Annotated in this window: 23 protein-coding genes; 6 read left to right on the top strand and 17 right to left on the bottom strand. The window is 64.6% G+C overall.

Translation table 11 applies throughout. The features are described 5' to 3' along the window. Window positions 1-24: 24 nt before the first annotated feature. From hydA to QX034_RS17645, 5 genes are read right to left on the bottom strand one after another with little or no spacing between them, the layout of a single operon-like run. Window positions 25-1,428 (bottom strand): dihydropyrimidinase, encoded by a 1,404-nt coding sequence (gene hydA, locus QX034_RS17665; RefSeq protein ID WP_316195650.1) that lies wholly within the window; start codon window positions 1,426-1,428, stop codon window positions 25-27. A 22-nt stretch (window positions 1,429-1,450) separates the two neighbouring features. Beyond that, window positions 1,451-2,182, bottom strand: coding sequence for an aspartate/glutamate racemase family protein (locus tag QX034_RS17660; protein ID WP_316195648.1), 732 nt, complete (start codon window positions 2,180-2,182; stop codon window positions 1,451-1,453). Continuing rightward, complete coding sequence (locus QX034_RS17655; protein ID WP_315701250.1) at window positions 2,179-2,964, bottom strand: ABC transporter ATP-binding protein; 786 nt, start codon at window positions 2,962-2,964, stop codon at window positions 2,179-2,181. The genes QX034_RS17660 and QX034_RS17655 overlap by 4 nt, the downstream gene beginning before the upstream one ends. Window position 2,965: 1 nt before the next feature. Further along, window positions 2,966-3,775 (bottom strand): ABC transporter permease, encoded by an 810-nt coding sequence (locus tag QX034_RS17650; RefSeq protein ID WP_315701251.1) that lies wholly within the window; start codon window positions 3,773-3,775, stop codon window positions 2,966-2,968. A 1-nt stretch (window position 3,776) separates the two neighbouring features. Further along, entirely contained in the window at window positions 3,777-4,727 is a 951-nt protein-coding gene (locus tag QX034_RS17645) for an ABC transporter substrate-binding protein (protein ID WP_315703090.1), read from the bottom strand. A gap of 258 nt (window positions 4,728-4,985) precedes the next feature. Here QX034_RS17645 and QX034_RS17640 point away from each other — a divergent pair, with 258 nt between their 5' ends. Beyond that, window positions 4,986-5,726: a GntR family transcriptional regulator gene (locus QX034_RS17640; RefSeq protein WP_315701252.1), complete on the top strand. Its 741-nt coding sequence runs from the start codon at window positions 4,986-4,988 to the stop codon at window positions 5,724-5,726. A 10-nt stretch (window positions 5,727-5,736) separates the two neighbouring features. On the opposite strand, the gene QX034_RS17635 is transcribed toward QX034_RS17640, so the two are convergent. Genes QX034_RS17635 through QX034_RS17625 form a run of 3 tightly spaced genes read right to left on the bottom strand, consistent with a single transcriptional unit; the run spans window position 5,737 to window position 8,796 of the window. Further along, window positions 5,737-7,320 (bottom strand): S53 family peptidase, encoded by a 1,584-nt coding sequence (locus tag QX034_RS17635; protein WP_316195646.1) that lies wholly within the window; start codon window positions 7,318-7,320, stop codon window positions 5,737-5,739. A gap of 13 nt (window positions 7,321-7,333) precedes the next feature. Further along, entirely contained in the window at window positions 7,334-8,521 is a 1,188-nt protein-coding gene (locus tag QX034_RS17630) for a hypothetical protein (RefSeq protein ID WP_315744872.1), read from the bottom strand. A 17-nt stretch (window positions 8,522-8,538) separates the two neighbouring features. Next, on the bottom strand, window positions 8,539-8,796 hold the full coding sequence (locus QX034_RS17625) for a hypothetical protein (RefSeq protein WP_315701255.1): 258 nt from the start codon (window positions 8,794-8,796) through the stop codon (window positions 8,539-8,541). Window positions 8,797-8,967: 171 nt separating this feature from the next. Here QX034_RS17625 and QX034_RS17620 point away from each other — a divergent pair, with 171 nt between their 5' ends. The 5 genes from QX034_RS17620 to QX034_RS17600 all read left to right on the top strand — a co-directional run bounded on the left by QX034_RS17620 (window position 8,968) and on the right by QX034_RS17600 (window position 11,847). Continuing rightward, a complete protein-coding gene (locus QX034_RS17620; RefSeq protein ID WP_315703091.1) occupies window positions 8,968-9,372 on the top strand; it encodes a DUF350 domain-containing protein in 405 nt (134 codons plus the stop codon). 2 nt (window positions 9,373-9,374) lie between these two features. After that, window positions 9,375-9,764: a hypothetical protein gene (locus QX034_RS17615; protein WP_316195645.1), complete on the top strand. Its 390-nt coding sequence runs from the start codon at window positions 9,375-9,377 to the stop codon at window positions 9,762-9,764. 153 nt (window positions 9,765-9,917) lie between these two features. Beyond that, window positions 9,918-10,169: a hypothetical protein gene (locus QX034_RS17610; protein ID WP_315701257.1), complete on the top strand. Its 252-nt coding sequence runs from the start codon at window positions 9,918-9,920 to the stop codon at window positions 10,167-10,169. Window positions 10,170-10,177: 8 nt separating this feature from the next. After that, window positions 10,178-11,335 (top strand): glutathionylspermidine synthase family protein, encoded by a 1,158-nt coding sequence (locus tag QX034_RS17605; protein WP_315701258.1) that lies wholly within the window; start codon window positions 10,178-10,180, stop codon window positions 11,333-11,335. A 131-nt stretch (window positions 11,336-11,466) separates the two neighbouring features. Continuing rightward, a complete protein-coding gene (locus QX034_RS17600) occupies window positions 11,467-11,847 on the top strand; it encodes a hypothetical protein (protein WP_315701259.1) in 381 nt (126 codons plus the stop codon). Window positions 11,848-11,863: 16 nt separating this feature from the next. On the opposite strand, the gene QX034_RS17595 is transcribed toward QX034_RS17600, so the two are convergent. From QX034_RS17595 to chpT, 9 genes are all read right to left on the bottom strand, one after another. Next, on the bottom strand, window positions 11,864-13,354 hold the full coding sequence (locus QX034_RS17595) for a sensor histidine kinase (protein ID WP_315701260.1): 1,491 nt from the start codon (window positions 13,352-13,354) through the stop codon (window positions 11,864-11,866). Between the two features lie 10 nt (window positions 13,355-13,364). Then, window positions 13,365-13,661 (bottom strand): circadian clock KaiB family protein, encoded by a 297-nt coding sequence (locus QX034_RS17590; RefSeq protein ID WP_315701261.1) that lies wholly within the window; start codon window positions 13,659-13,661, stop codon window positions 13,365-13,367. After that, window positions 13,658-15,412 (bottom strand): circadian clock protein KaiC, encoded by a 1,755-nt coding sequence (gene kaiC / locus QX034_RS17585; protein WP_315728716.1) that lies wholly within the window; start codon window positions 15,410-15,412, stop codon window positions 13,658-13,660. Before kaiC ends, QX034_RS17590 begins: the two co-directional genes overlap by 4 nt. Window positions 15,413-15,569: 157 nt before the next feature. After that, the gene (locus tag QX034_RS17580) at window positions 15,570-16,442 is read right to left on the bottom strand and encodes a protein-glutamate O-methyltransferase CheR (protein WP_315701262.1); all 873 of its coding nucleotides are present in this window, start codon (window positions 16,440-16,442) and stop codon (window positions 15,570-15,572) included. Further along, entirely contained in the window at window positions 16,439-17,632 is a 1,194-nt protein-coding gene (locus QX034_RS17575; RefSeq protein WP_315701263.1) for a chemotaxis response regulator protein-glutamate methylesterase, read from the bottom strand. Before QX034_RS17575 ends, QX034_RS17580 begins: the two co-directional genes overlap by 4 nt. Window positions 17,633-17,718: 86 nt before the next feature. Further along, window positions 17,719-18,084 (bottom strand): response regulator, encoded by a 366-nt coding sequence (locus tag QX034_RS17570; RefSeq protein ID WP_315701264.1) that lies wholly within the window; start codon window positions 18,082-18,084, stop codon window positions 17,719-17,721. Between the two features lie 158 nt (window positions 18,085-18,242). Continuing rightward, window positions 18,243-18,713, bottom strand: a complete 471-nt coding sequence (locus QX034_RS17565) for a chemotaxis protein CheW (protein WP_315732722.1) — start codon at window positions 18,711-18,713, stop codon at window positions 18,243-18,245. A gap of 28 nt (window positions 18,714-18,741) precedes the next feature. After that, the gene (locus QX034_RS17560; protein WP_315701266.1) at window positions 18,742-21,507 is read right to left on the bottom strand and encodes a hybrid sensor histidine kinase/response regulator; all 2,766 of its coding nucleotides are present in this window, start codon (window positions 21,505-21,507) and stop codon (window positions 18,742-18,744) included. A gap of 213 nt (window positions 21,508-21,720) precedes the next feature. Continuing rightward, window positions 21,721-22,383 (bottom strand): histidine phosphotransferase ChpT, encoded by a 663-nt coding sequence (chpT, locus tag QX034_RS17555; RefSeq protein WP_315701267.1) that lies wholly within the window; start codon window positions 22,381-22,383, stop codon window positions 21,721-21,723. Window positions 22,384-22,483 lie beyond the last annotated feature (100 nt).

Below are 22,483 nucleotides of genomic sequence, written 5' to 3'. Positions count from 1 at the left end.
CCCCCTTGCGGGGAGGGGGCTGACCTATGCCACACCACCCGGCTTGCCGCGCGTGAGGTAGCGGCCGTCGCCTTTGGCGCCAACCAGCTGACCGTCGCGCACCACGAATTTCCCGCGCTGCAGGGTCGCGATCGGCCAGCCGGTGATCTCGATGCCTTCATAGGGCGTGTAGTCGGAGCCGTGATGCAGGCCGGCCTGGCTGATCTTCGCAGTCTTGTTCGGATCCCACAGCGCGATGTCGGCATCATAGCCGATCGCGATCGAGCCTTTGTTTTTCAGGCCGTAGGTCTTGGCGTGGTTGGTCGCCGTCAACGCGACGAACCGGTTCAGCGTGATGCGGCCCTTGCCGACGCCTTCCGAGAACAAGATCGGCAGCCGGGTCTCGACGCCGGGGATGCCGTTCGGCACCCAGCGGAAGCTGGTGCGTCCCTTCGGCGTCAGCTTGCCGGCCTCGTCGTCATAGCGGAACGGGCAATGATCGCTGGAAAACAGCGCGAACACACCCTGCTGCAGCCCTTCCCAGCAGGCCTGCTGGCTTTCCTTGTCGCGCGGCGGCGGCGAGCAGACATATTTGGCGCCTTCCATGTTGAGGCCCTGCATGTCCTCCTCGGTCAGCACCAGATATTGCGGGCAGGTCTCGCCAAAAATCTTCAGGCCGCGCATCTGCGCCCGCCTGATCTCCTCCATCGCCTCGCGATTGGAGACGTGCACGATCACGATCGGAACATCGATCAGCTCGGCCAGCGAGATCGCGCGATGGGTCGCCTCGCGCTCGACCGCGATCGGCCGCGACTTGCCGTGGAAGTAAGGCGCGATCTTGCCGGCGCGCTCGAGCTTCTCGGTGAGGAAGCGGATCGCATCGTAATTCTCGGCATGGATCTGCACCAGCGCGCCCGTCTCGCGCGCGACATCGAGCACGCCGAGAATCTCGAAATCGCTCAGCGCCAAATCCTGGTAGGTCATGAAGATCTTGAGCGAAGTGTAGCCGTCGGCGACCAGCGCCGGCAGCTCCTGCCCCAGGACGGCCTCGCTCGGATCCGAGACGATCAGATGGAAGGAGTGGTCGATGTAGCAACTCGCATCGGCGAGTGCATGATAGTCCTTCAGCGCCTCGCGCAGCGGCTGGCCCTTGGCCTGCAGACAATAAGGCATCACGAAGGTGTTGCCGCCGAAGGCGGCGGCGCGCGTCGCGCTCTCGAAATCGTCCGCCATCACGATGCCCGGACCGGACGGCTGCGAGATGTGCACGTGGCTGTCGATGCCGCCCGGCAGCACCAACAGGCCCGAGGCATCGACGATCTCGGCGGCGTCCGTGATCGCCTCGCCGATCGCGGCGATGCGACCGTCCTTGATGGCGACATCGGCCTGATAGATATCGCTGGCCGTGACCACGGTGCCGTGGCGGATCACAGTGTCGAACGCGGTCATGTTCGCGCCTCCCTACGCGGCTTCAGCCGAGCTTGTGAAACAACGAGCCCCATTCGCTCACGCGCCGGGGATCGACACCGGTCATTTTCAGGCACTTCCACACCACGGTCGCGATGGTGTCGTAGATCGGAATCCCCAGCTCCAGCTCGAGCCGTGCGACCAGTGGCGCCGCCTTCAGGTTGGTGCAGATGATCGCGATCGCCTCGGGCTTGTGGGCCGCGACTTCGCGTAGCATGGTCTCGATCTGCGCCGGCGTCACTTCGGAGAAGGAAAAGTTGTCCTGCAGTCCGAGATGCCGTTCCGCCTGGCAGGCGATGCCGAGCGTCTCGTAATTGGCAATGATCTTGGCCTGCACGTCATCGCGATAGGGCGTGACATAGCCGAGCCTGGTCACCTTGGTCTGTTCGAGGATCTCGTTCAGCGCCAGCATCGAGGTGGTAGCGGGAATGCCGGTCGCCGCCGTGATCTGCTCGCACAGCTTCACATCGGCCTCGAAGCCGAGCCAGCCCGAGGAGGTGCCGTTCCAGCCGATCACATCGACCTTGGCGTGGGCCAGAAGCTCGGCCGCACGCAAGATGTTGCTGTTGTCGAACTGGGCCAGCGCCTGCTCCGACAGCGCGATCTCCGTCACCTTGAAGCGCGAGAAATGCGCGGACACCCCGGGCAGCCCAGAGACCATCGCCGAGGTGATCGGCTCCAGCGCCGTGTTGGAGGACGGCGTCAGCATGCCCAGGAGAATACGTTTGCTATTCATTGATTGACCACTTCCAAGGGGGACGGCGTCCGCTCGCCACGCAGGAGCTCGAGGATATGCCGTTTCATCGCGTTGAATTGCGGGCTGGTGATGTCGCGCGGCCGCGGCAGCTCGATCGGGATGATCTCCCGGATACGGCCGGGACGCGCGCTCATGACGGCGACATGGGTGCCGAGCGTCAACGCCTCGTCGATACCGTGGGTGACGAAAACGATCGTGCCCTGATGCTGCTGCCAGATGCGCACCAGCTCGTTCTGCATGTCCATCCGGGTCTGCTCGTCGAGCGCGCCGAATGGCTCGTCCATCAGGATCACCTGCGGATTCATCAAGAGCGCACGCGCGATGCCGACGCGCTGGTTCATGCCGCCGGAGAGCTCGGACGGATAATGGTTCTCGAAGCCGGTGAGGCCCACCATGTCGATATAGGTCTGTGCCCTGGCGCGGCGCTCGCCCTTCTGGCTGCCGCTGAGCAAGAGATGAAAGGCGACGTTCTCCCACACCGGCAGCCACGGCATCAGGTTGGCCTGCTGGAACACGACGCCACGATCGGCGCCGGGCGCCGTCACCGGCTGGCCGTCGATGCAGATGCTGCCGCTGCTCGGCTGCTCGAAACCCGCTATCATGTTGAGCAGCGTGGACTTGCCACAGCCGCTCGGCCCCAGCAGGCAGAGGAACTGATTGCGGGCGACCGAGATGTTGATGTCGTCGAGCGCGGTGACGTTCGAGCTGCGCTTGGCGTCCCGGAAGATCTTGGAGACGTGGGAAATATCGATTGTCGCCATGTCACTCTCCGCCGCGCAAGGTGGTGTTGCGCTGCCAATGCAGCACGCGCGCCATGATCATGCGGATGCCGAGATCGCTGAGGAAGCCGAGCAGCCCGATGCTCGCCATCGCCGCCAGCACGAGGTCGTAGCGCAGGAAATAATAGGAATCCCACAGCACATAGCCGAGGCCGCTCTTCACCGCGACCATTTCGGCGGTGACCGTCAGCATCCAGGCCGAGCCGATGCCGATGCGCAAGCCGGCGAAGATGCTGGGCAGCGCCGCCGGCACCACGATGTAGCGCAAGAGTTTGCGCTCGCTGCCGCCGACCATCGCGCCGGCCCGGATCAGATTGCGGTCGCAACTCTTCACGCCGTGGATGGTGTTGAGCAGGATCGGGAAGAACGCGCCGAGGAACACCAGGAAGATCGCCGGCTTGTTGGCGATGCCGAACCAGATGATGGCGAGCGGAATCCAAGACACCGGAGGGATCGGCCGCAGCATCTGCAGCGTCGGCTCGATCACGGTCTCGGTCGCCCGCGACCAGCCGATGGCGACGCCAAACGCGACACCGAGCGCGGTGGCGATGGCAAAGCCGGCGGCAACGCGCGACAGGCTCGCGGCCATGTCGAAGAACCAATGCCCGCTGTAGGTCTGGGTGTTGCCGTCGGTGCCGAACACCCAATCCGCCCAGGCCAGGAGCACGGTCGAGGGTGCCGGCAGCAATGCCGCCGGCAGCGCGCCGGAGCGCGAGAACGCCTCCCATCCCGCAAGAATGAGAACGGGAACGAGGTAGCGATCAAGCTTCCTGATGTGAGCAAGTGCGCTCATCTCAATAGCCGAGCTCGGATTTCGGCTTGCCGGTCGCCGCTTCCAGGAAGCGATAATCCATGTTCTTCTCGACCGCGGCCGACACGTCTGAATTGATGTATTTGAGATCGCGCATCATGGTGGCGATGGCCACGGCAGATGCCCGGTACATCTTCGGATCGGGATCGAGATTCTCGATCGCACCGGTCGCGATCGTCTTGTCGAGACCGGTGATCTTCGAGATCACTTCGACCAGCGCCGGCTTGTCGGCCGCGATATGCTCGTCGACCTTGACCACCGCGCGCACCGTCTCTTCCAGCGCCTTCGGCTTGGCGGCAATGACATCGGAGCGGGTGACGATCAGGTTGGTCAGCTTGCCGGCGGCCTGATCATAGGGGAAGCCGAAGAACTTCGCGGCCTTGGCCTGCATGATCTGGGTGGCGAACGGCTCGACCGTGCAGATCAGCTCGACCTCGCCACGGCGCAACGCCTGCAGATGGTCGGACGGGTTCGGGATGTTGACGAACTGCACGTCCTTGTTGATGTCGATGCCCTGCTTGGCGAAGGCGCCGCGCATGTGGATGTCCTGCGCATTGCCGCGCGAGGCGGCGACGCGGAACGGCTTGCCATCGGCCTTGTACTTCGCGATCAGCTTCTTCAGCGCGCCCCAATCGTTCTGCGGCACGTCGAGATCGTTGGAAAGCAGCAGCGCCGAACCGCCATTGACCTGGCCGGAAATGGCGACCACGTCGAAGCCCTTATCCAGCGCGATCGCGTAATGCAGATAGGTCACCTGCGCGACCTCGATGTTCTTGGAGACCAGCGCGGTCAGCGCATCGGTGCCGGTGTTGAAGCTGACCGCGTCGATCTCAACGCCTTTCGCGAATTGCGGCGTCAGCGACATCGGCGTGCAATGCGCGCATTTGGCATAGCCCAGTTTGATCTTGGCCTCGTCCTGGGCGAAGCCTTGCATAGGCCAGGCCAGCACCAGGGCGGTCAGAAAGGCGAGCAGACATCGTGTCACTTCGATCTCCATGGTCGACGCAAATGGGTCAGCAGACGAGCAACAAAGTGGGTAGCAAGCGACGTGCCATCTGGATGCGGTATGCAATTTCATTTTTTTGACGTATAATCAATGGCTAGAGCGTAAGTTTATGGAGCAATAAATGCCCGATCCTTGGGCGCAGCGCCTGCTTTCCAGGCACATCATTCGCGGAGCGGCGTCGCCAGCATGAGCACATCCGCCCCCCGGACGCGGCTGAAGACGCGCTTCAAGCCGGCCCGGCTCAAACTGTCCTCGGACCATTCGAAACGCCCGCTGGAGCGCATGTCGCTGCACGATCAGCTCGTCGCCAAGGTGCGCGAGATGATCGTCGACGGCGAGCTCGCCGCCGGCGCGCCGCTGCCCGAGCGCATGCTGTGCGAGACCTTCGGCGTCTCGCGCACGCCGCTGCGCGAAGCGTTCAAGATTCTCGCGGCCGAGGGCCTGATCGAATTGCGGCCGCATCGCACCCCCGTGGTGACGCCGATCGATCGGACCGAGATCGCCCAGATCTTCGACGTGATGGTCGCGCTCGACCGCGCCGCCGGCTTCCAGACCGCAAGTCGCGCATCAGCTGACGACATCGCCGGGCTGGAGGCGATGCATGCCGAGCTCGTGGCGCTGCATAGGGCTGCGCAACGCGCAGCCTATTTCCGGCTGAACCAGCAGATCCACACCGAGATCACCAGGCTCGCCGGCAACGACGTCCTGTTCAACATGTGGAGCGCGCTGCAGCGAAACGTATTCCGCGCCCGTGCGGTGGCCAATTACGACGCCCGGCGCTGGAGCGAGTCGGTCACGGAGCATGAAGCCTTCATGGCACTTCTGTGCGCCCGCGACGCGGATGGGTTTGCGGATGCGCTGAGCCAGCATACGCGAAGGACGGGAGATTCGGTGTTGCAGATGCTTGACCAAGCCGCAGCCTCGTAATGCAACCTGCCTATACGGTGGGAAGCGAGCCCAGCACCGCGAGGATGTCGGCGCCCTTCGGCACACCGAGCCCGGTGCAGGCGCTCCAGCCGGGGCCGGCATCATAGCCGCGGCCGTCGACGCGATTGTCGCCCTTGGTGATGAGGCGGCACAGCGCCGAATTGGAATAGAGCGCGGAATTGACGAAGCCGACCGGCGTCTCGCGCCCCGCATTCGCCATGGCGAGCAGGGCGGCCCATAGCGGTGTCGCTGCACTGGTGCCATCCTTCACCACCTCCTGCCCGTTGAGCACGATGCGGTAGCCGGGTCGATCGGCGGCGGCGCAGGCAACGTCGGGCACGCCACGGCGCACCGCGCCATCATTGAGCGAGACCGGCAGCGCCAGCCCCGACTGATAGGCAGGAATCGGAAAGACGTCGCTGATGCCGCCGCCGGTGCCGATCGGCGCCTGGTTCCAGACCGCTTCCGTGACGACCGCGCTCCCCGCCTCGTTCAGGGTCGGCGCCGTGCCGCCGCAGCCGAGCGCATAGGGGCTGGAGGCCGGAAACCAGACATGCAGCCTGCCATCCGTGAGGCCGCCGGTCGCCAGCAGATCCCCGGCCGCGAATGTGACGCTGACGCGCAGCCTGATCGCATCCGCGAGCACCGCCTGCATCGCGTCGCGGCTGGTATCCGTCCAGCTCCGCTCGCTGTTGCCCCAGCTCACCGAGACCACCTGCGGGCGGTTGACGTCGTCGAACACCGCACGATGAACCGCGCGCGTCAGGCTGTCCGTCGAATTGTTGGCGAAATACACGACGATGCGGGCCTTCGGCAGCAGGCTGGCCGCGACCTGAAGATCGAGCGCAATCTCCTGCTCTGCCAGGCTGAAGCCGTCGACGAACTGATTGCCGTCGCCCTCCACCGTGACATCGATGACATCAGGCACGGATCGGCCCATCGCGGCCATCGCCGTCGCGAGGTCGGACGCGAGATAGCCGCCGCCGAGCGCGACGATACCGACACAGACCGAGGATACGTCGCGATCGGTCGGGATGCCGTAGAGCGAGGCGATCTCGCTGGGCCAAAGACCCACGCCGGTGCCGTCACCGGCCTGCGGCTGCAGCCGATGGGCCGGCGCCGCCAGCGGCCGCTGATCGAAGCCGAGAACGGCGCGCGTCCACGGCGCGATCTCGGACGGCAGCATCAGTTGACCGACCCGCGCGCGGAATTGATGCCGGCCGTCGTCGTAGCACCGCAAGGTGGCGCCGAACACGTCCGCCATCTGCCGCGCCGTGCCTTCGATCACGACGGTGCGCTGGGCGAGGTCGATGTCACCGACCTTGAGCCCCGAGGCCCGCGCGCGCTTCTCGATCCGCGCGGCCGCCCGCGCATGGGTACGGCGGCGCTGCGCGGCCAGCGCGCGGCGCGTGAGCGGCTTGCCGGTGAGGCGGGCGAGATCGCCGGCACTGCCCGGCGCGAACATGTCGGGCGTGCGGCGCTTGACGTGAACGACGACGCTGAGCGGCTCGTCCGGATCGACGTCGCCGATCAAGGTCGCACCCTCAGGCGGGATGCGAAGACTGCCGGAGAGCGCGACCTTGTGCCCGGTCATGCCGCCCCCGGAATCACTTACCTGCGCAATTGGACTGCGGCACCGGCGACTGGGTATCGTCGATCGCGCAGAACGGAATCGACCAGACGAAGTCGGCGGACGTTGCGGTGCGCGTGAGGCCCGGCTTGCCCTCGAAGATCGGCGGCTGCGAGTTGAAGCTCCAATACCAGTTCGGCAGCAGCGCGCCGAGCGGACCGATCGGACCATTCGGACTGAACGACAGGAAGCCGGCCTGCGAGGTCGCCTGCCCGTTCTTGTTCCACGCCGCGCGGCCATGGCATGTCATGCATGACGCGGTCGCCACGAAGCCGTCCTCCGTGACCGAGTTGCCGACGCGGATATCGAGGCCGACATTGTCGACGAAATCGGCCTGCGAGCCCTTCAGGCAGTAGTTCTCGTAGACCGGATCGATATCCGCGGCCTTGAGCAGCGCAGCGAGAGCCGGCGTCTTGACGCAATCCGGATAGCCCTGCCCCGCCGTGCGATTGGAGGGCACGACCGCCTGCTGCGCGCCGAATGCGTCCCGGCAGCCGAGGATGTCGCAGCGCGCGGGATTGGATTTGTGCTCGAACGTGGCCCAGGTCCAATTCGGCACCAGCTTGCTGATCACGTGCATCGCCACCAGCGCATACTGCACGCCACCGGCGCTGTTGACGTGATAGAGCTGCGGCACCTGCGCGATCGTGACACGGTTGTTGGTGAACGCCGGAATGGCGCTGACCGGTACCCAATTGGCCTTCACCTCGACCGCGTCGACGGGAAATGACAGATTCTTGCCGAACGCCGCCTTCAGCCCGGACACCTTGTACAGATCGTTCTGGACGATGAAGTCAAACGTCGCCTTGTTGCGCCGGGTTTCCTCGGTCACACCGTCCGAGATGCCCGGCGGCAATGCGGGCAACAGGCCGCCAGCCGCCTGCACACCTTCCCGCGCGACCTGCGGCAGCACCGGCCGCCGCAATGACGGGGGCGTCGGTGCGGTGGGGAATTGCGGATTCGGCTGGAACGTGTCGGTGTCGCTGGCCCAGGTTTCGAATACCGAGTTGCTGCCGCCAGCCCGGCTATTGACCTGGATGAAGAACTGCCATGCTACCTGGTCCGGCGCGTTCAGGGCGGGGTTCGACGCCGACTGGGCCTGGGCCGAACCAGCCGCAACGGCGCTCAGTCCCAAAGCAAATGTCCCTGCTATCAAATATCTCATGGGTGCAATCCCTTCGTCTAAGGCTGGAATCCGTCCAGCATCCAATTCGAATAAATGGAGAGTGCGGCCTGCGGCCACCGGTGACCCGGTGGCATGAAGCCGGACGATAGTGCCGCGTAGACGCGACGTGCATTGGCGTGATCCTGGAAATCCTCGTTTGCCGAGACGTCGCACATCCATTGCGCGTCGCCGAGATGAACGCCTTTCGCGTTCATGCAGTCGATGTCGACGTCCCGAAACAGCGGCAGAACGTCCTTGTTGAACCCGGTCGCCATCGGTCATCCCCCTCGTCCGAATGTCACCTGAGGCTGTGTTTCCCTTCATGAACTGGTTCACAATCTGCTCAGTAATTCGCAGCCGATGCTTCTGCTTGTTTACGAAACGGCATCGAACCGCAGTGCAGAATGCGGCGACCAACCCCTGACGACGTCATTCGGCCGACCCTCATGATCCTGCAATCGCTCGCCGGGCTGCCGGCATTCCTCGTGTACTTCTGCACCGCGATCATTGCGGTCACGGCGTACCTGTTCGTCTACACGCGCGTCACGCCGCACAACGAATTCCAGCTGATCCGCGACAATGATCCGGCGGCGGCGGTCGCGCTCGGTCTGAGCCTGCTCGGCTTCACCCTGCCCCTGGTCAGCGCGATCGCCCATTCGGCCAATGTGCTGGACTGCCTGATCTGGGCGCTGATCGCGCTGATCGTCCAGGTCATCGTCTACTATCTCGTCAGGATTCCGGTGCCGAATCTGTCGCAGCGGATCGCAGCCGGTGAGCTTGCGCCCGCGATCTGGCTCGGTCTCGCCTCGCTCTCGGCCGGTGCGCTCAACGCCGCATCGATGATCACCTGATCATGACCGAGCATCGCACCGAGTTCGCCAAGCGCAGGCCGCGTCGATCGCAGGTCACCGCGCCGCCCGCCAAACGCTCCGGTCACGTCGCGTTGCTGCTGATGGGCACGCTTGCGGTCGGCGGCGGCGCCTATGCGCTGATGCCGAGCGAGCGGACCTGCGATCCTCAGCCAAACGTGCCGGGGCAAGCCGATGATGTCAGGACTGATTGCACGCGACGATCAGGCGGCGGCAGCGGCGGATCCGGACACACCTCGCACTACAGCTTCTTCGACAGTGACAGCGACGGTCACCGAAGCACGACGCCTACGGCTGACGCTGCGTCGAGCCATGCCACGCGCGGCGGCTTCGGCTCCTTTGCGCATGCATTCGGCTTTTCCGGTGGCGGCTGAGATTTTGTCGCGCGATCGCCGTGAAATCTCCGCGATTATGTGGTGAATCGAGCATGGATCTTTGACACAGACTACAAAATCATAACAAAAGACTCTTCTGACTCTTTGGGATCTCCCTCTTTTGGGATCTGACTCTTTGGGATCAAGCCAGCGATGAAACGGTCGCGCCGGGTGGTGCTGACGATGATGGGGACTGCGGCGGTTGGCGCCGTCTCCATGGGCTTCACACCTGCGCGGCGCTGCGGCCCCGGGCTCGAAGCGGTGCCCGGGCCGGATGGGATGCTTTATTGTCGCGCGGTCCATGGCGGCTTCGGCGGCGCCATGCATCGCTTCCATGGTCATGGTCATGGCGGTTATGGGCATGGCCATGGCGCGCATGGTCACGGCGGTCACGCCGGCGGCTAGATGATCATATGCGGCGCATCGCCTGTCCGGAACGTAACGACTGGCAAGACACCGCCGTGCAATGTGGATTTGACTTCCACACGATCGACGGCGAACGCTACTGGGACGAGCGCGCCTACTACGCGTTCACACTCGAGGAGATCGAGCGCGACATCGAGACTCCGACGGCCGAGATCGAGGAGATGTGCCTCGAAGCTATCGGCCGCATTCTCGAAGACGAACGCCTGCTGCGCCGGCTGAAAATCCCGCAAGCCTTCTGGCCGCTGCTCGCCGAAAGCTGGCAGCGCGACGACAAGAGTCTCTATGGCCGGCTGGATCTCAGCTATGGCAGTCGCGGTGCGGCGAAGCTGCTCGAATACAATGCGGACACCCCGACCTCGATCTTCGAGGCGGCGGTGTTCCAATGGACCTGGCTCGAACAGGCGATCGAGCGGCGGATCATCCCGCCGCGGGCCGACCAGTATAATTCGATCCACGAACGACTGATCGCACGCTGGCAAGAACTTGGCGGCAGCCATCATCTGCATCTGACCGGCCTCACCGGCGATAGCGAGGATGCCGGGACGCTTACCTATCTTGCCGACACCGCAAGCCAAGCCGGGCTCGCGACCACGGTCCTCGACATCGAAGACATCGGCTGGCGCGAGGGCGGCGGCTTCGTCGATCTCGACGGCACTGCGATCGGGCTGGTGTTCAAGCTCTATCCCTGGGAATGGATGTTTCAGGATACATTCGGCGCGCGGCTCGAGCAGGCTGCGACGCGCTGGGTCGAGCCGCCGTGGAAAGCGATCCTGTCCAACAAGGGAATCCTGCCGCTGCTCTGGGAGATGTTCGAAGGGCATCCCAATCTTCTGCCGGCCTTTTTCGAGGACGATCCGAAGGCGGCCGGCATCGGCCCCAGCTTCGTCCGCAAGCCGTTGTTTTCCCGCGAGGGCGCCAATGTCAGCCTGGTCTCCGACGGGGTCGCGGTGAGCGCGCAGGATGGCCCCTATGGGGCCGAAGGGTTCATCCGCCAGGCCCTCGCGCCGCTGCCGGATTTCGGCGGCGTGTTCCCGGTGGTCGGCAGCTGGCTGGTGGCGCATGAGCCCTGCGGAGTGTCGATCCGGGAAGACGCGACCCCGATCACCGGCAACAGCTCCCGTTTCCTGCCGCATGCGATCATTTGAGGGCGACGCATCGTCGCGCCTCATTCCGGCATAGCCGCCGGAAAACACCTCGACTCCGCTCCGGGGAGCGCTAGAAAGGCAGGCGCGAACCTGACCGCGACCGAGTTTCGGCAACTAGCCCCCGTATCCCCATGGCGACGACAAATTCCTCCCTGGCCGGACTGCGCATCCTGGTTGCCGAGGACGAGGGGCTGATCGCGCTCGAACTCGAGACGATCCTGCAGAGCTTTGGCTGCGAGGTGGTCGGCCCGGTGTCGCGGGTATCAGAGGTGCTGGAGGAGGCCGAACGCGGCGGGCTCGACGGCGCGCTGCTGGACGTCAACTTGCGCGGCGAACAGATCTTCGCGGTCCTGCCGCGCCTGATCGAGCAGAGGCTCAAGCTGGTCATCACCTCGGGCTACGACGACGCCACGCTGTATCCGCCTGCATTCCGCTCGCTGCCGCGCCTCGCAAAGCCGTTCGGCGAGAAGGCGCTGCGGCGGATCTGCGAGGAGACCTTTTCCAGGAGCTAGCTTTGGAAAGAGCTGATTAGTCGGACTGCACGGCCGAAGCCGGCAGCTCCTGCGGCGAGGTCTCGGCGCTGAGGGCAAAGCCGAGCACACAGCAAAGACCTTCCGGCGCGAAATCAAAGATGGCCTCGCCATCCAGGTCAAACCGCACCACGCGGTCGATCAGCTTGGTGCCAAAGCCGCGCGCGCCGCGACGCTCGACCGGCGGTCCGCCGCGCTCCAGCCAAGTCAATTCGAGCCTGTGGCGGTCGTCGAGCAGGCGCCAGGAGATCGCGACCTTTCCGAACGACTTGGACAGCGCACCATATTTCGAAGCATTGGTGGCAAGCTCGTGCAAAACCATCGAGAGCGGAAGCACCAGACGCGCCCCGAGCAGCACGGAGGCGCCGTCCGTCGTCAGCCGCCCCTCGCTGAGGCCGTAGGGCGCGAGCACGGTCCCCAGCAATTCATTGAGGCCGATGCCGATCCAACGCGTCTGGGTGAGGATGTCGTGGGCGATCGAGACGGCCTGGATACGGCCGGAGAACGCCTTGTTGAAGGCCGGCAGGGATGGCGCGGTGCGCAAGGTCTGGCCGGCCACCGACTGAACGATCGCCAGGATGTTCTTGACGCGATGATTGAGCTCGGCGACGAGCACCGTCTGTTGCTCTTCGGCCCGCTTGCGCTCGGTGATGTCGGTCAAGGTGACGATCGAGCCCACCACATCCTTGGTCTCGTTCACCAGCGGCCCTGCGCTGAGCAGGAACGAACGCCCTGCCAGCCCCTCCTTGCGCAATTTCACTTCGAGCCCATGAAACGGCTTGGTCGCCAGCGCACGATCGAGACTCTCGCGCGAGAAGCGCGCCAACGCGCCCTGATGCCGTGCGCTCAGCGCGTCGAGCGGAAACGCCTCCGAGAACGGCTGCCCGACCGGCGAGCTGCCTGCGAGCTGCTCCGCAACGCCGCTCGCATGGGTGATGCGCCCGTCCAGCGCCAGAACCACGATCGCATCGGTGGCCTGCTCCAGGATCGATCGCGCGAAGCGCTCGGCGCTCGCGACCTCCTCGGCGCGGCGATGGATCGACAGATCGGTCAAGGTGACGAGCGTCGCGACGACGCCCCCCATGACCATCTGCCGCATCCACACCGAGACCGGCAGGCAATCGCCGCCGGCGCGCTTGAGCTGGGCTTCGCTTGCCGTGTCGCCCGCGCCCTGCTCCGGCACGGTACCTGCAAACAGCGAGGCAAAGCTTCGGCCCACCAGCTGGGCCGCGCTCTGCGCCGTCAGCGAGCAGAGCCTGGAATTGACATAGACGATGCTGCCGGTGCCATCGAGCGTCAACGCGCCATCGCTCATGCGCTCGACCAGGATGTGATAGGGCGCGTCCGCCCCCTGCAGCATCAGGACCTGCGGACCCTCGGGGCCTTGCACCACCACGGCATCGACCTTGCCGCGGTGGATCGCCTCGACGGTCTCTTCCGCCTCGTTGCGCGGCCGGTCTGCCTGCGTTGTCGTGGTCGGCGAGATCACGCCTGCTCCATCAACTCGGTGCGATATCGAGACCGACCAGCACCTTCTCGGCATTCGAGAGGTCGCCGATGATCCGCTTCAACGGCTCCGGCAGCTGCCGGATCAGGGTCGGGATCGCCACGATCTGGTCGCGCTGCGCCAGCGCCGGATCCCTCATCAGGTCGATCACCTCGATCGTGTAGCGCCCCGGCAGATGGGTCTCACATAGCTTTTTCAGGTTGGCGATCGCCGCAACCGATTTGGGAGTCTGTCCCGCCACGTAAAGGCGGAGATTGTAGCCGTCATTTTCGGTCATTGCGGCCGTCACTTCCTGGATGTCCTGGTATCGGAAGGCCGGCTGGCCCCACGGTTGGATGTGCGGCTGATCACCATCGCGGCCCGGTCAGCGGAGAGCTGACCCTCCCGCGCGTGGACGTCGCGATTCAAGTACGAAATTTCGCTCTCTTCGCTCGCGAGCTGAGCCTTGAGCGCCTCGATCTGCAAGCTGATCTCGTGGCGGCGACGTTCCACCTCCCGGGCGCGGCGCTCGATCTCCTGTTCGCGCAGCCGACGATCGGCGCGATCCTTGGCCTCCTGGACCAGCCGCGCCGAGCCGGTCAGCACCCCCTCCGGCCCGACATAGACCTCCCGCAAGCGAATGCCGTCGGAGGTCATCAGAAACTCCCGCACCTGGTTGGAATGCGCCATGCCACGCGACTTCAACAAATAGAGCTGGCGGTTGTGCTCACCATTGCTTTCGCGATTGTAGAGCAGGAGCCAGGTGTCCGTCAGCGAGGAGATCTGCATTTCGGTGGTCGCACTGTCCGCAGCCCCGCCGCCCAGATTGGTCAACACCGCTGTGATGGCGCGCGACTTGAGGAAATCGATCAGCCGCAGGGTCATCGAATGCACATCGCCTGCCACCCCAGCCCCCATCAACGCCGAGATCGGATCGACCACCACGGCGGCGGGATCAAACTCCTTGACCTCGCGATGCATGGCGGCGAGGTGCGTCTCCAGCCCGTAGAGGTTCGGCCGGCGCGCCGAGAAGCGCAGCAAGCCGCGATCGACCCATCTCTGGAGATCGAGGCCGACGGAGCGCATGTTGCGCACGATCTGCTGGGGCGATTCCTCCAGCGCGAAATAGATGCAGCGCTGACCGGAGCCGCAGATCGAGTCGGCGAAATGCGCGGCTACCGTCGACTTGCCAGAGCCGGCCATGCCTGAAATCAGGATGCTGGAGCCCTTGTAATAGCCCTTGCTCTCCAGCATCGCGTCAAGATCGGGAATTCCGGTGGAAACGCGCTCGGTGGACGCGTCATGCGCCAGGCCTGACGAGGTGATCGGCATCACCGTCACGCCATCCTGGTCGATGATGAAGGGGTACTCGTTAGTACCGTGGGCGGTGCCGCGATATTTTACTACGCGCAACCGACGGGTCGACAATTGGTCGTGAACCCGGTTGTCGAGCAGGATCACGCAATCGGCGACATATTCCTCAAGCCCGTAGCGCGTCAGCGTGCCGTCGCCGCGCTCGCCGGTGATGATGGCGGTCACGCCCTTGGACTTCAGCCACTCGAACAGGCGGCGCAGCTCGGAGCGCAACACGGCCTGGTTGTCCAGGCCGCCGAACAGCGTCTCGATCGTGTCGATGATGACACGCTTGGCCCCGATCGCGTCGATCGCAAAGCCGATGCGGATGAACAGGCCTTCGAGATCGTATTCGCCGGCCTCCTCGACCTCGTTGCGGTCGAGATGAATGTGGTCGACGGCGATCTTCTTGTCGCCGATGAGCTTCTCGATGTCGTAGCTGAGCGAGCTGACATTCTTGATCAGGTCTTCGGGGTGCTCCTCGAACGCGATGAAGACGCCGGGTTCGCCGAATTGAACCGCGCCGTTATACAGGAAGGTCATCGCAAACAGCGTCTTGCCGCAGCCGGCGGCGCCGCACAGCAGAGTTGGCCGCCCCTTGGGCAGCCCCCCGAAGGTGACCTCGTCCAGCCCGTCGATGCCCGTCGGGGACTTTGCGATGACGGGAAGCTCCCCCGCCACGATCTTGGGACGCAGACCCGCCTTCATTCAGCCCCCTGCATCGATGCGCGGTCTACCCCGGACATAACCGGCGCCAACGCGCAGCAAGAGGCAAAGTTCCCGGCCCTCGCGATTCATTCTGCGACGAATGCGAGTGGACGGCGAGGCAAGGACGAACGCGGCGGTCCGAACCCGGGCGGAGAAATCAGCGCGCGGCCACCACCTTCAGCCCCGGCGGCAGGGTTGCAGACCCCGGTCGCGCGCCGCGCGCCGGATTGAGCTGGTAGAGGCCGCGCCGCTCCTGGCTCGGCCGGAAGATATCGGTGATCCCGACCACGGACTCCGCCGCACCGAGGATCAGCGTGCCGTCGGGCTCGAGCACCTTGGCGAGGCGCTCGAAGATCCGAGCCTTGGTCTCCTGATCGAAATAGATCAGCACGTTGCGGCAGAAGATGATGTCGAACTTGCCGAGATGGGAGAAGTCCTGCAGCAGATTGAGCTGCCGGTGCTGGACCATGCCGCGGATGTCGGCGCTGAGCTGCCAGAACTCGCCGAGCTGGGTGAAGTATTTCACCAGCAGCTGGATCGGCAGGCCGCGCTGCACCTCGAACTGGCTGTACAGGCCCGCCTTGGACTTCTCCAGCACCTCCTGCGACAGATCGGTGGCCACGATCTCGATGCGCCAGCCCGACAGCGCCGGTCCATATTCACGCAGGCACATCGCGATCGAATAGGGCTCCTGGCCGGTCGAGCTTGCCGCCGACCAGATGCGGATCGAGCGCCGCGCGGCGCGCGACTTGATCAGCCCGGGCAGGATCGTGTCGCGCAGATGATCGTATGGAATCTTGTCGCGGAAGAAGAACGTCTCGTTGGTGGTCATCGCCTCGACCACCTCGGTGGTCAGTGTTTCCGAACCGTTTCGCATTTTCTGCACGAGTTCGGAGATCCCGGGAAAGCCGGTGCGGCGAGCCACGGGCAACAGACGGCTCTCGACCAGATATTGCTTGTCGGACGACAGGTCGAGCCCGGAACGTTCCTTCAGGAGCTTACGCAAATACTCATAGTCCAGAGGCGTCACGAACGGTCTCCTGCGAACAATCGGACCAGCTTCGGTGCGATCTGATTCAAGGGAAGGATGGCGGCACAGATGCCGGCATTGGCAGCTGCACCCGGCATGCCCCAGACGACACTGGTGGCCTCGTCCTGTGCGATCACGCTGCCGCCGGCCGCGACGATGTCCTTGCCGCCGCGCATGCCGTCGGAGCCCATGCCGGTCAGGATGACGGCGAGCGTGGTGCCCTGCCAGATGTCGATCGCGGAGGTGAACAGCGGATCGACGGCCGGCTTGCAGAAATTGACCGGCGGCCCGTTATCGAGCGCGATCACGACATCGGCTCCGTGGCGCGCGACACGCATGTGGCGCCCGCCCGGAGCCAGATAGATCTGGCCTGCCTTGATCGTTTCGCCGTCGATCGCTTCATGCGCCGGTCGCCGGCTTGCGCGCGCCAGATGCTCGGCCAGAATGGTGGTGAAGGTCGGCGGCATGTGCTGGGTGATCAGGACCGGGACACGATCGATCACCGGGCCGAGGTCCGTCACCAGCGACATCAGCGCCTGCGGCCCGCCCGTGGAGGAGCCGATCAGCAGCACACGCGGCGTCTGCGAGCTGAAGGGACGGCGTGCCAGCGCCATCGGCGCGGCAGGCATCGCGTGCGAGGACACGGGCGCGATGAGCGGACGCACGGTGGCCGGCCTGTGCTCCGGCAGCGGCACCAGCGTCGGCGCATGCAGCGGCGCTCCATGTCCGGCGCGGCGCGCCTTGCCGCCCAAGGTGCGGATCTTCTGAATCAGATCGTGGTGGAAGGTGTCGGCGGCGTCCGGCTGACGCGTGCTTTCCGGCTTCGGGATGTAATCGGCGGCGCCCAGCGACAGCGCCTTGAAGCTGATCTCCGCGTTGCGGCGCGTCAGCGTCGAGGCCATGATCACGGCGAGGTTGCGCTTCTTGGCCAGCATTCGCGGCAATGCCGCGATGCCGTCGAGCTCCGGCATTTCGATATCGAGCACGGCAACATCGGGATTGGCGCGATCGAGCTGGTTGACCGCTTCAAGTCCTGTCCTGAGCGAGGCGACCACGACCATGTCCGGCTCGGACCCGATCCAACGGGAGATCATTCCGCGGATCACGACGGAATCGTCGACGACCATCACCCGCAGCGGCTCCTGGCTGCTCGAGCCCGGGATCGAGGAACTTGCTAACGCGACGCTCATTGTTCACCAAACAGGCCAGGGCCGAACCGGAACGACGACGCCGAACGCAATACTGAACGGCGTCTGTTCGTCCCGGAGGAAACGCTTCAGATCAATCCAACTTCCATGAATTTGGCCGTCACGATGTCCTTGTCGAACGGCTTCATGATGTATTCGTTGGCGCCCGCATGCAGTGCGCGGGCGATGTGAGCGACGTCGTTCTCCGTGGTGCAGAACACCACTTTCGGCGCGTCGCCTCCGGGCATGCGCCTGAGGGCGCCGAGAAACTCGTAGCCGTCCATCACCGGCATGTTCCAATCGAGCAGGACGGCGTCGGGCAGGCCGCGCTTGCAGATCTCCAGCGCCTGCTCGCCGTCCTCGGCCTCCAGGATCTGGAAATCCAACCCTTCCAGGATACGTCGCGCAACCTTTCGAATGACGCTCGAATCGTCGACTACAAGGCATGTTCTCATGTCAGCCCCTCAGGTTTTTCCGACCCAATACTCTCGTGCATATCGCCTCGTCATCGAGGGCCTGGTGCTACCAGCAACTGTGAATCTAGCGCGGCTTTGAATCGAAGTTCCGATCGAGAATACGCAGAGGAATCGATCGGCGCTCCGAATGCGCCGCACTAGGCAGCCATCTTGTCTTGTGCGAGCTCGAGCACGCGATCGACGTCGAGGATGACCATGAGCTGGCCGTCGAGGCGATGGACGCCGCCGGCGAGCTTGGCCATGCGCGGATCGAGATTGACCGGGTTCTCCTCGCGGCCATCCTCGGGCAGCCGCAGCACCTCGCCGATCTGGTCGATCAGGAGGCCATAGGACTCGCCGCGCAGGTCGACGCCGACCGCCATCGGCGGCTTGCCGTCGTCGGCCTTGGCAAGGCCGAGCCGCGCGCGCATGTCGATCACGGTGACGATGCGGCCGCGCAGGTTCAGGACGCCCGCGATCTCCACCGAGGACAGCGGCACCCGCGTCAGCCGTTCCGGCATGAACACGTCCTGCACCCGCGAGATCGGCAATCCGAACAGCTGGCCGCCGATCACGGCGGTGACATATTCGGCAACCGCGCCGTCGCTGGTTTCGGTCTTGATGCTCATCTTAACGCTACTCCTGAAACGGCTGCGGTTAGGCGGCCTGCTTGGCGGCTTCGGCGCGGGCCTGCTCTTCGACCTGTTCCTTCAGCGCCGCGATCAGCCCCGGACGGTCGAACTTGGCGATGTAGTCGTAGAACCCGGCCTGGCGGCCGCGCTCGATCGCCGCCGGCGACACCAGCGAGGACACCGCGATCACAGGCAGATGGTGCAGGTGCTGATCGGCGCGGATGGTCTCGGCGAACTCGAAGCCGTTCATCTCCGGCATCTCGATGTCGGTGACGACGATGTTGTAGCTCTGGCCCGAGCGCAGCGCCGCCAGCCCCTCGATCGCCGAGCTTGCGGTGCGCACCTTGTAGCCCGCCGACTTCAGCACCGGCGCCAGCATGTTGCGGAAGAACGGCGAGTCGTCGACCAAGAGCACCGACTGCGTCTGCGCCTCGGTCGCCATCTCCTTGCGGATGAACCAGTCGGCGAACGCCATCGGCAGGAAGTGGCCGACGTCGATCACTTCGGTGGCCTGGCCCTTGATCACGGCGGAGCCGAGAATGCCGTCGCGGGAGCCGGAGACCTGGATGTGGAGGCGCTCCTCGACGATGTCGATGATCTCGTCGACCACGAGGCCCATGGCGCGGGTCTCGTCGGCGAACACCAGGATCGGCTGCGAGCCCGAGGTCTGGACCGAGACGCCCTCCATCTGCACCAGCGGCATCAGCTGATCGCGGTACTGCACCATGTAGCGGCCGTTACTGATCTCGATCTTGTCGGCCGCGATCTCTTCCAGGCGCGTGACCAGCGCCAGCGGCACCGCCTTGGGCTGCGCCGTGCCGGCGCGGAACACCAACAGCGAGGTGAGCTGCTCGCCGGTGGTGGCGTGATGCAGCGCATGCTCGTCGGCGACGCCTTGCGAGGCCGAGCCGGCGGCGCCGAGCGCTTTCGCAATGCCGTTCGGATCGATGATCATGATCACGGCGCCGTCGCCGAGGATGGTGTTGCCGGAGAACATGTCGATGTGGCGCAGCTTGGTCGACATCGGCTTGACCACGATCTCCTCGGTGTGGAACACGCCGTCGACCACGATGCCGAAGGTCTGGCTGCCGACCTGGGTCACCACGATGAAGCCGTTCTCCGGATCCGAGGACGAGCCGTCGTCGATCCGCAACAGCTTCTTCAGGTGCATCAAGGGCAGCAGCTTGTTGCGCAGGCGCAAGACCGCGGTGTCCTTGATGCGCTCGATGCGGTGCTCGGAATTGGCGCGCGCCCGCACCAGTTCGACCACCGCCAATTGCGGGATCGCGAAGCGGTCGCCGCCGGCCTCGACGATCAGCGCCGAGACGATGGCGAGCGTCAGCGGGATCTTGATGGTGACCGAGGTGCCTTCGCCGGCCACCGACTTGATGTCGATGGTGCCGCCGATCTGGTCGATATTGGTGCGCACCACGTCCATGCCGACGCCGCGGCCCGACACCGAGGTGATGGCGGCGGCGGTCGAGAAGCCCGGCTCGAAGATGAATTTGTGGATCTGGGCTTCCGTCATCTTCTCGAGCTCGGCCTCGCTGACGAGGCCGTTGCCGAGCGCCTTGGCCTTGATCCGCTCGGTGTTGAGCCCGCGGCCATTGTCGGCGATGCAGATGATGATGTGGCCGCCTTCATGATAGGCGGAGAGGCGGATCGTGCCCTGCTCCGGCTTGCCCGCGGCGGCACGCTCGGCGGTGGTCTCCAGGCCATGGTCGGCGGAGTTGCGCACCATGTGGGTGAGCGGATCCTTGATCAGGTCGAGCACCTGGCGGTCGAGCTCGGTGTCGGCGCCGTGCATCTCGAGCTCGATCTGCTTGCCGAGCTCGGTGGCGAGATCGCGGACGATGCGCGGCAGCTTCTGCCAGGCATTGCCGATCGGCTGCATGCGCGTCTTCATGACGCCTTCCTGCAGCTCGGCGGTGACGTTGGACAGCCGCTGCAGCGGCACCTTGAACTCGGTGTCCTCGTTGCGACGGGCGATCTCGAGCAATTGGTTGCGGGTCAGGACCAGCTCGGAGACCATCGTCATCAGATGTTCGAGCGTGTCGACATTGACGCGGATCGACTGGTTGGCGACCTTGTCGCTCTCCTGAACCTCGGTTTCGGCGGCGGCCTTGCTGAGCCGCGAGGGCTTGGCGTCTTTCTTCGGCTCGGCCTTGGCGGCCTCGGTCTTTGCGTCGGTCTTGGCGGCGGGTGCTGGGGCGACGGGCTTCGCCTGCTCATGCGCGGCCGGCACTTCGATCGCGGTCTCGCGGAAGGCGCGCTCCAATTCGTCGAGCGAGACTTCGCCTGGACGCAGCGGCCGCTCCAAGGTCTGATCGATCAGCGTGCCCTTCGCAACCGCCGGCTCCACCGCTGCAGGTGCCGCCGCCTCGGCCGGCGCTCCGCCCGCCGCCATGGCCGCCATGCCGCGCTCGACCATCGCCTCGAGCTCATCGATGAGGTCGCGATCGGCGCCTTCGGGCTCGGCCTCGGTCGCCTCGAGCTGTCCCAGAATGTCCTTGATCCGGTCGATCGTGGTCAGGATCAAGGTCACGGCCTCGCCGGTCACCGGCATGCCGTCGCGGAACTTGCCCATCAAGGTCTCGGCGGCGTGCGCCAGCGCTTCCAGCCGCGGCAGGCCGAGGAAGCCGCAGGTCCCCTTGATCGTGTGCACCAAACGGAAAATGTTATCCAGGATCTTGGCGTTGTTCGGCTCCTGCTCGAACCGCACCAGCTGATTGTCGACAGTATCCAGGCTTTCGCTGGTCTCCGTCAAAAACTCACGCAACAGATCATCCATGAAACCAGGCCTTCGCACGCAGCGGCACGCGACATGACGCGCCTTCAAACCGTGGCCAGTTTCGATGCAAACCGTTTAATATTGGTTGAGTAAGCGGAAATGAATGGGCTCAACAAAGAGATAAGATGCCTCCGCCGATTCAACGATCGCCGGAGAACTATCGCAAGCTTTGATTAACCATAACGCACGCGAGGCCGCGCGCGGCTTCGGACATCAAGAGGCGGAAACCACCATCGCCTCGCCTTCGGCCACCAGCGTCACCTTCAGCCCGCAAGCTTCCGCCAGCAGACGCGTATAATAAGGCTGCACCGCATGCGCATCGATCGCCCCCTCATGAGTTGCGCCGAGAAGATTGACGATGTTCTGCGGCAGACGGGCGTTGAGGCCGGTGGCGGACACGCGGAAGCTGATGGCTTCGCCTTCTCCGACCGGATCGACGGTCAGGACGCCGCCGCGCGGAATCGTCTGCTGCGCAATGACCATCATGTTGAGCAGCAGCTTGACCCTGTTCTTCGGCAGCAGCAGCCGCGGCAGATTCCAGACGATCGAGGTCTTGGCATCCTCGATCTGGCCGCGCGCCATGGTCTGGGCATCGCCGAGATCGATCTGCGCGCCGGAGGAGCCCGCCGCGCCGAAGGCAAGCCGGCAGAACTGCAGCCGGGCCGACGCCGTCTTGGCGCTCTTGCGGATCAGCTCGAGCGCGAAATCGCGATCCTCAGGTTTCGGATTGTCGTCGAGAACCTCGAGCCCATTGACGATGGCGCCGACCGGACTGATCAGATCGTGGCACACCTTGGAGCAGAGCAATGCTGCCAGTTCGAGCGTATCGGGGGCAGGATGCTGAGACGCAGGAGCGGGAGACGATGTGCTTGACATTCGAAGTTCCTGAAAAAACCGGACGAATCATGGAGCCTTTCAGGCTTGATACACTGCGAGCGCATGAACGGCCACCTGAGCTTAGGACCGATCCGCAAAA

The organism is Bradyrhizobium sp. SZCCHNR3119 (genome assembly GCF_032487775.1).
Classification (GTDB): Bacteria; Pseudomonadota; Alphaproteobacteria; order Rhizobiales; family Xanthobacteraceae; genus Bradyrhizobium.
The sequence above is the reverse complement of the archived record's forward strand: the minus strand, read 5'-3'. Positions and strand labels throughout refer to the sequence as shown.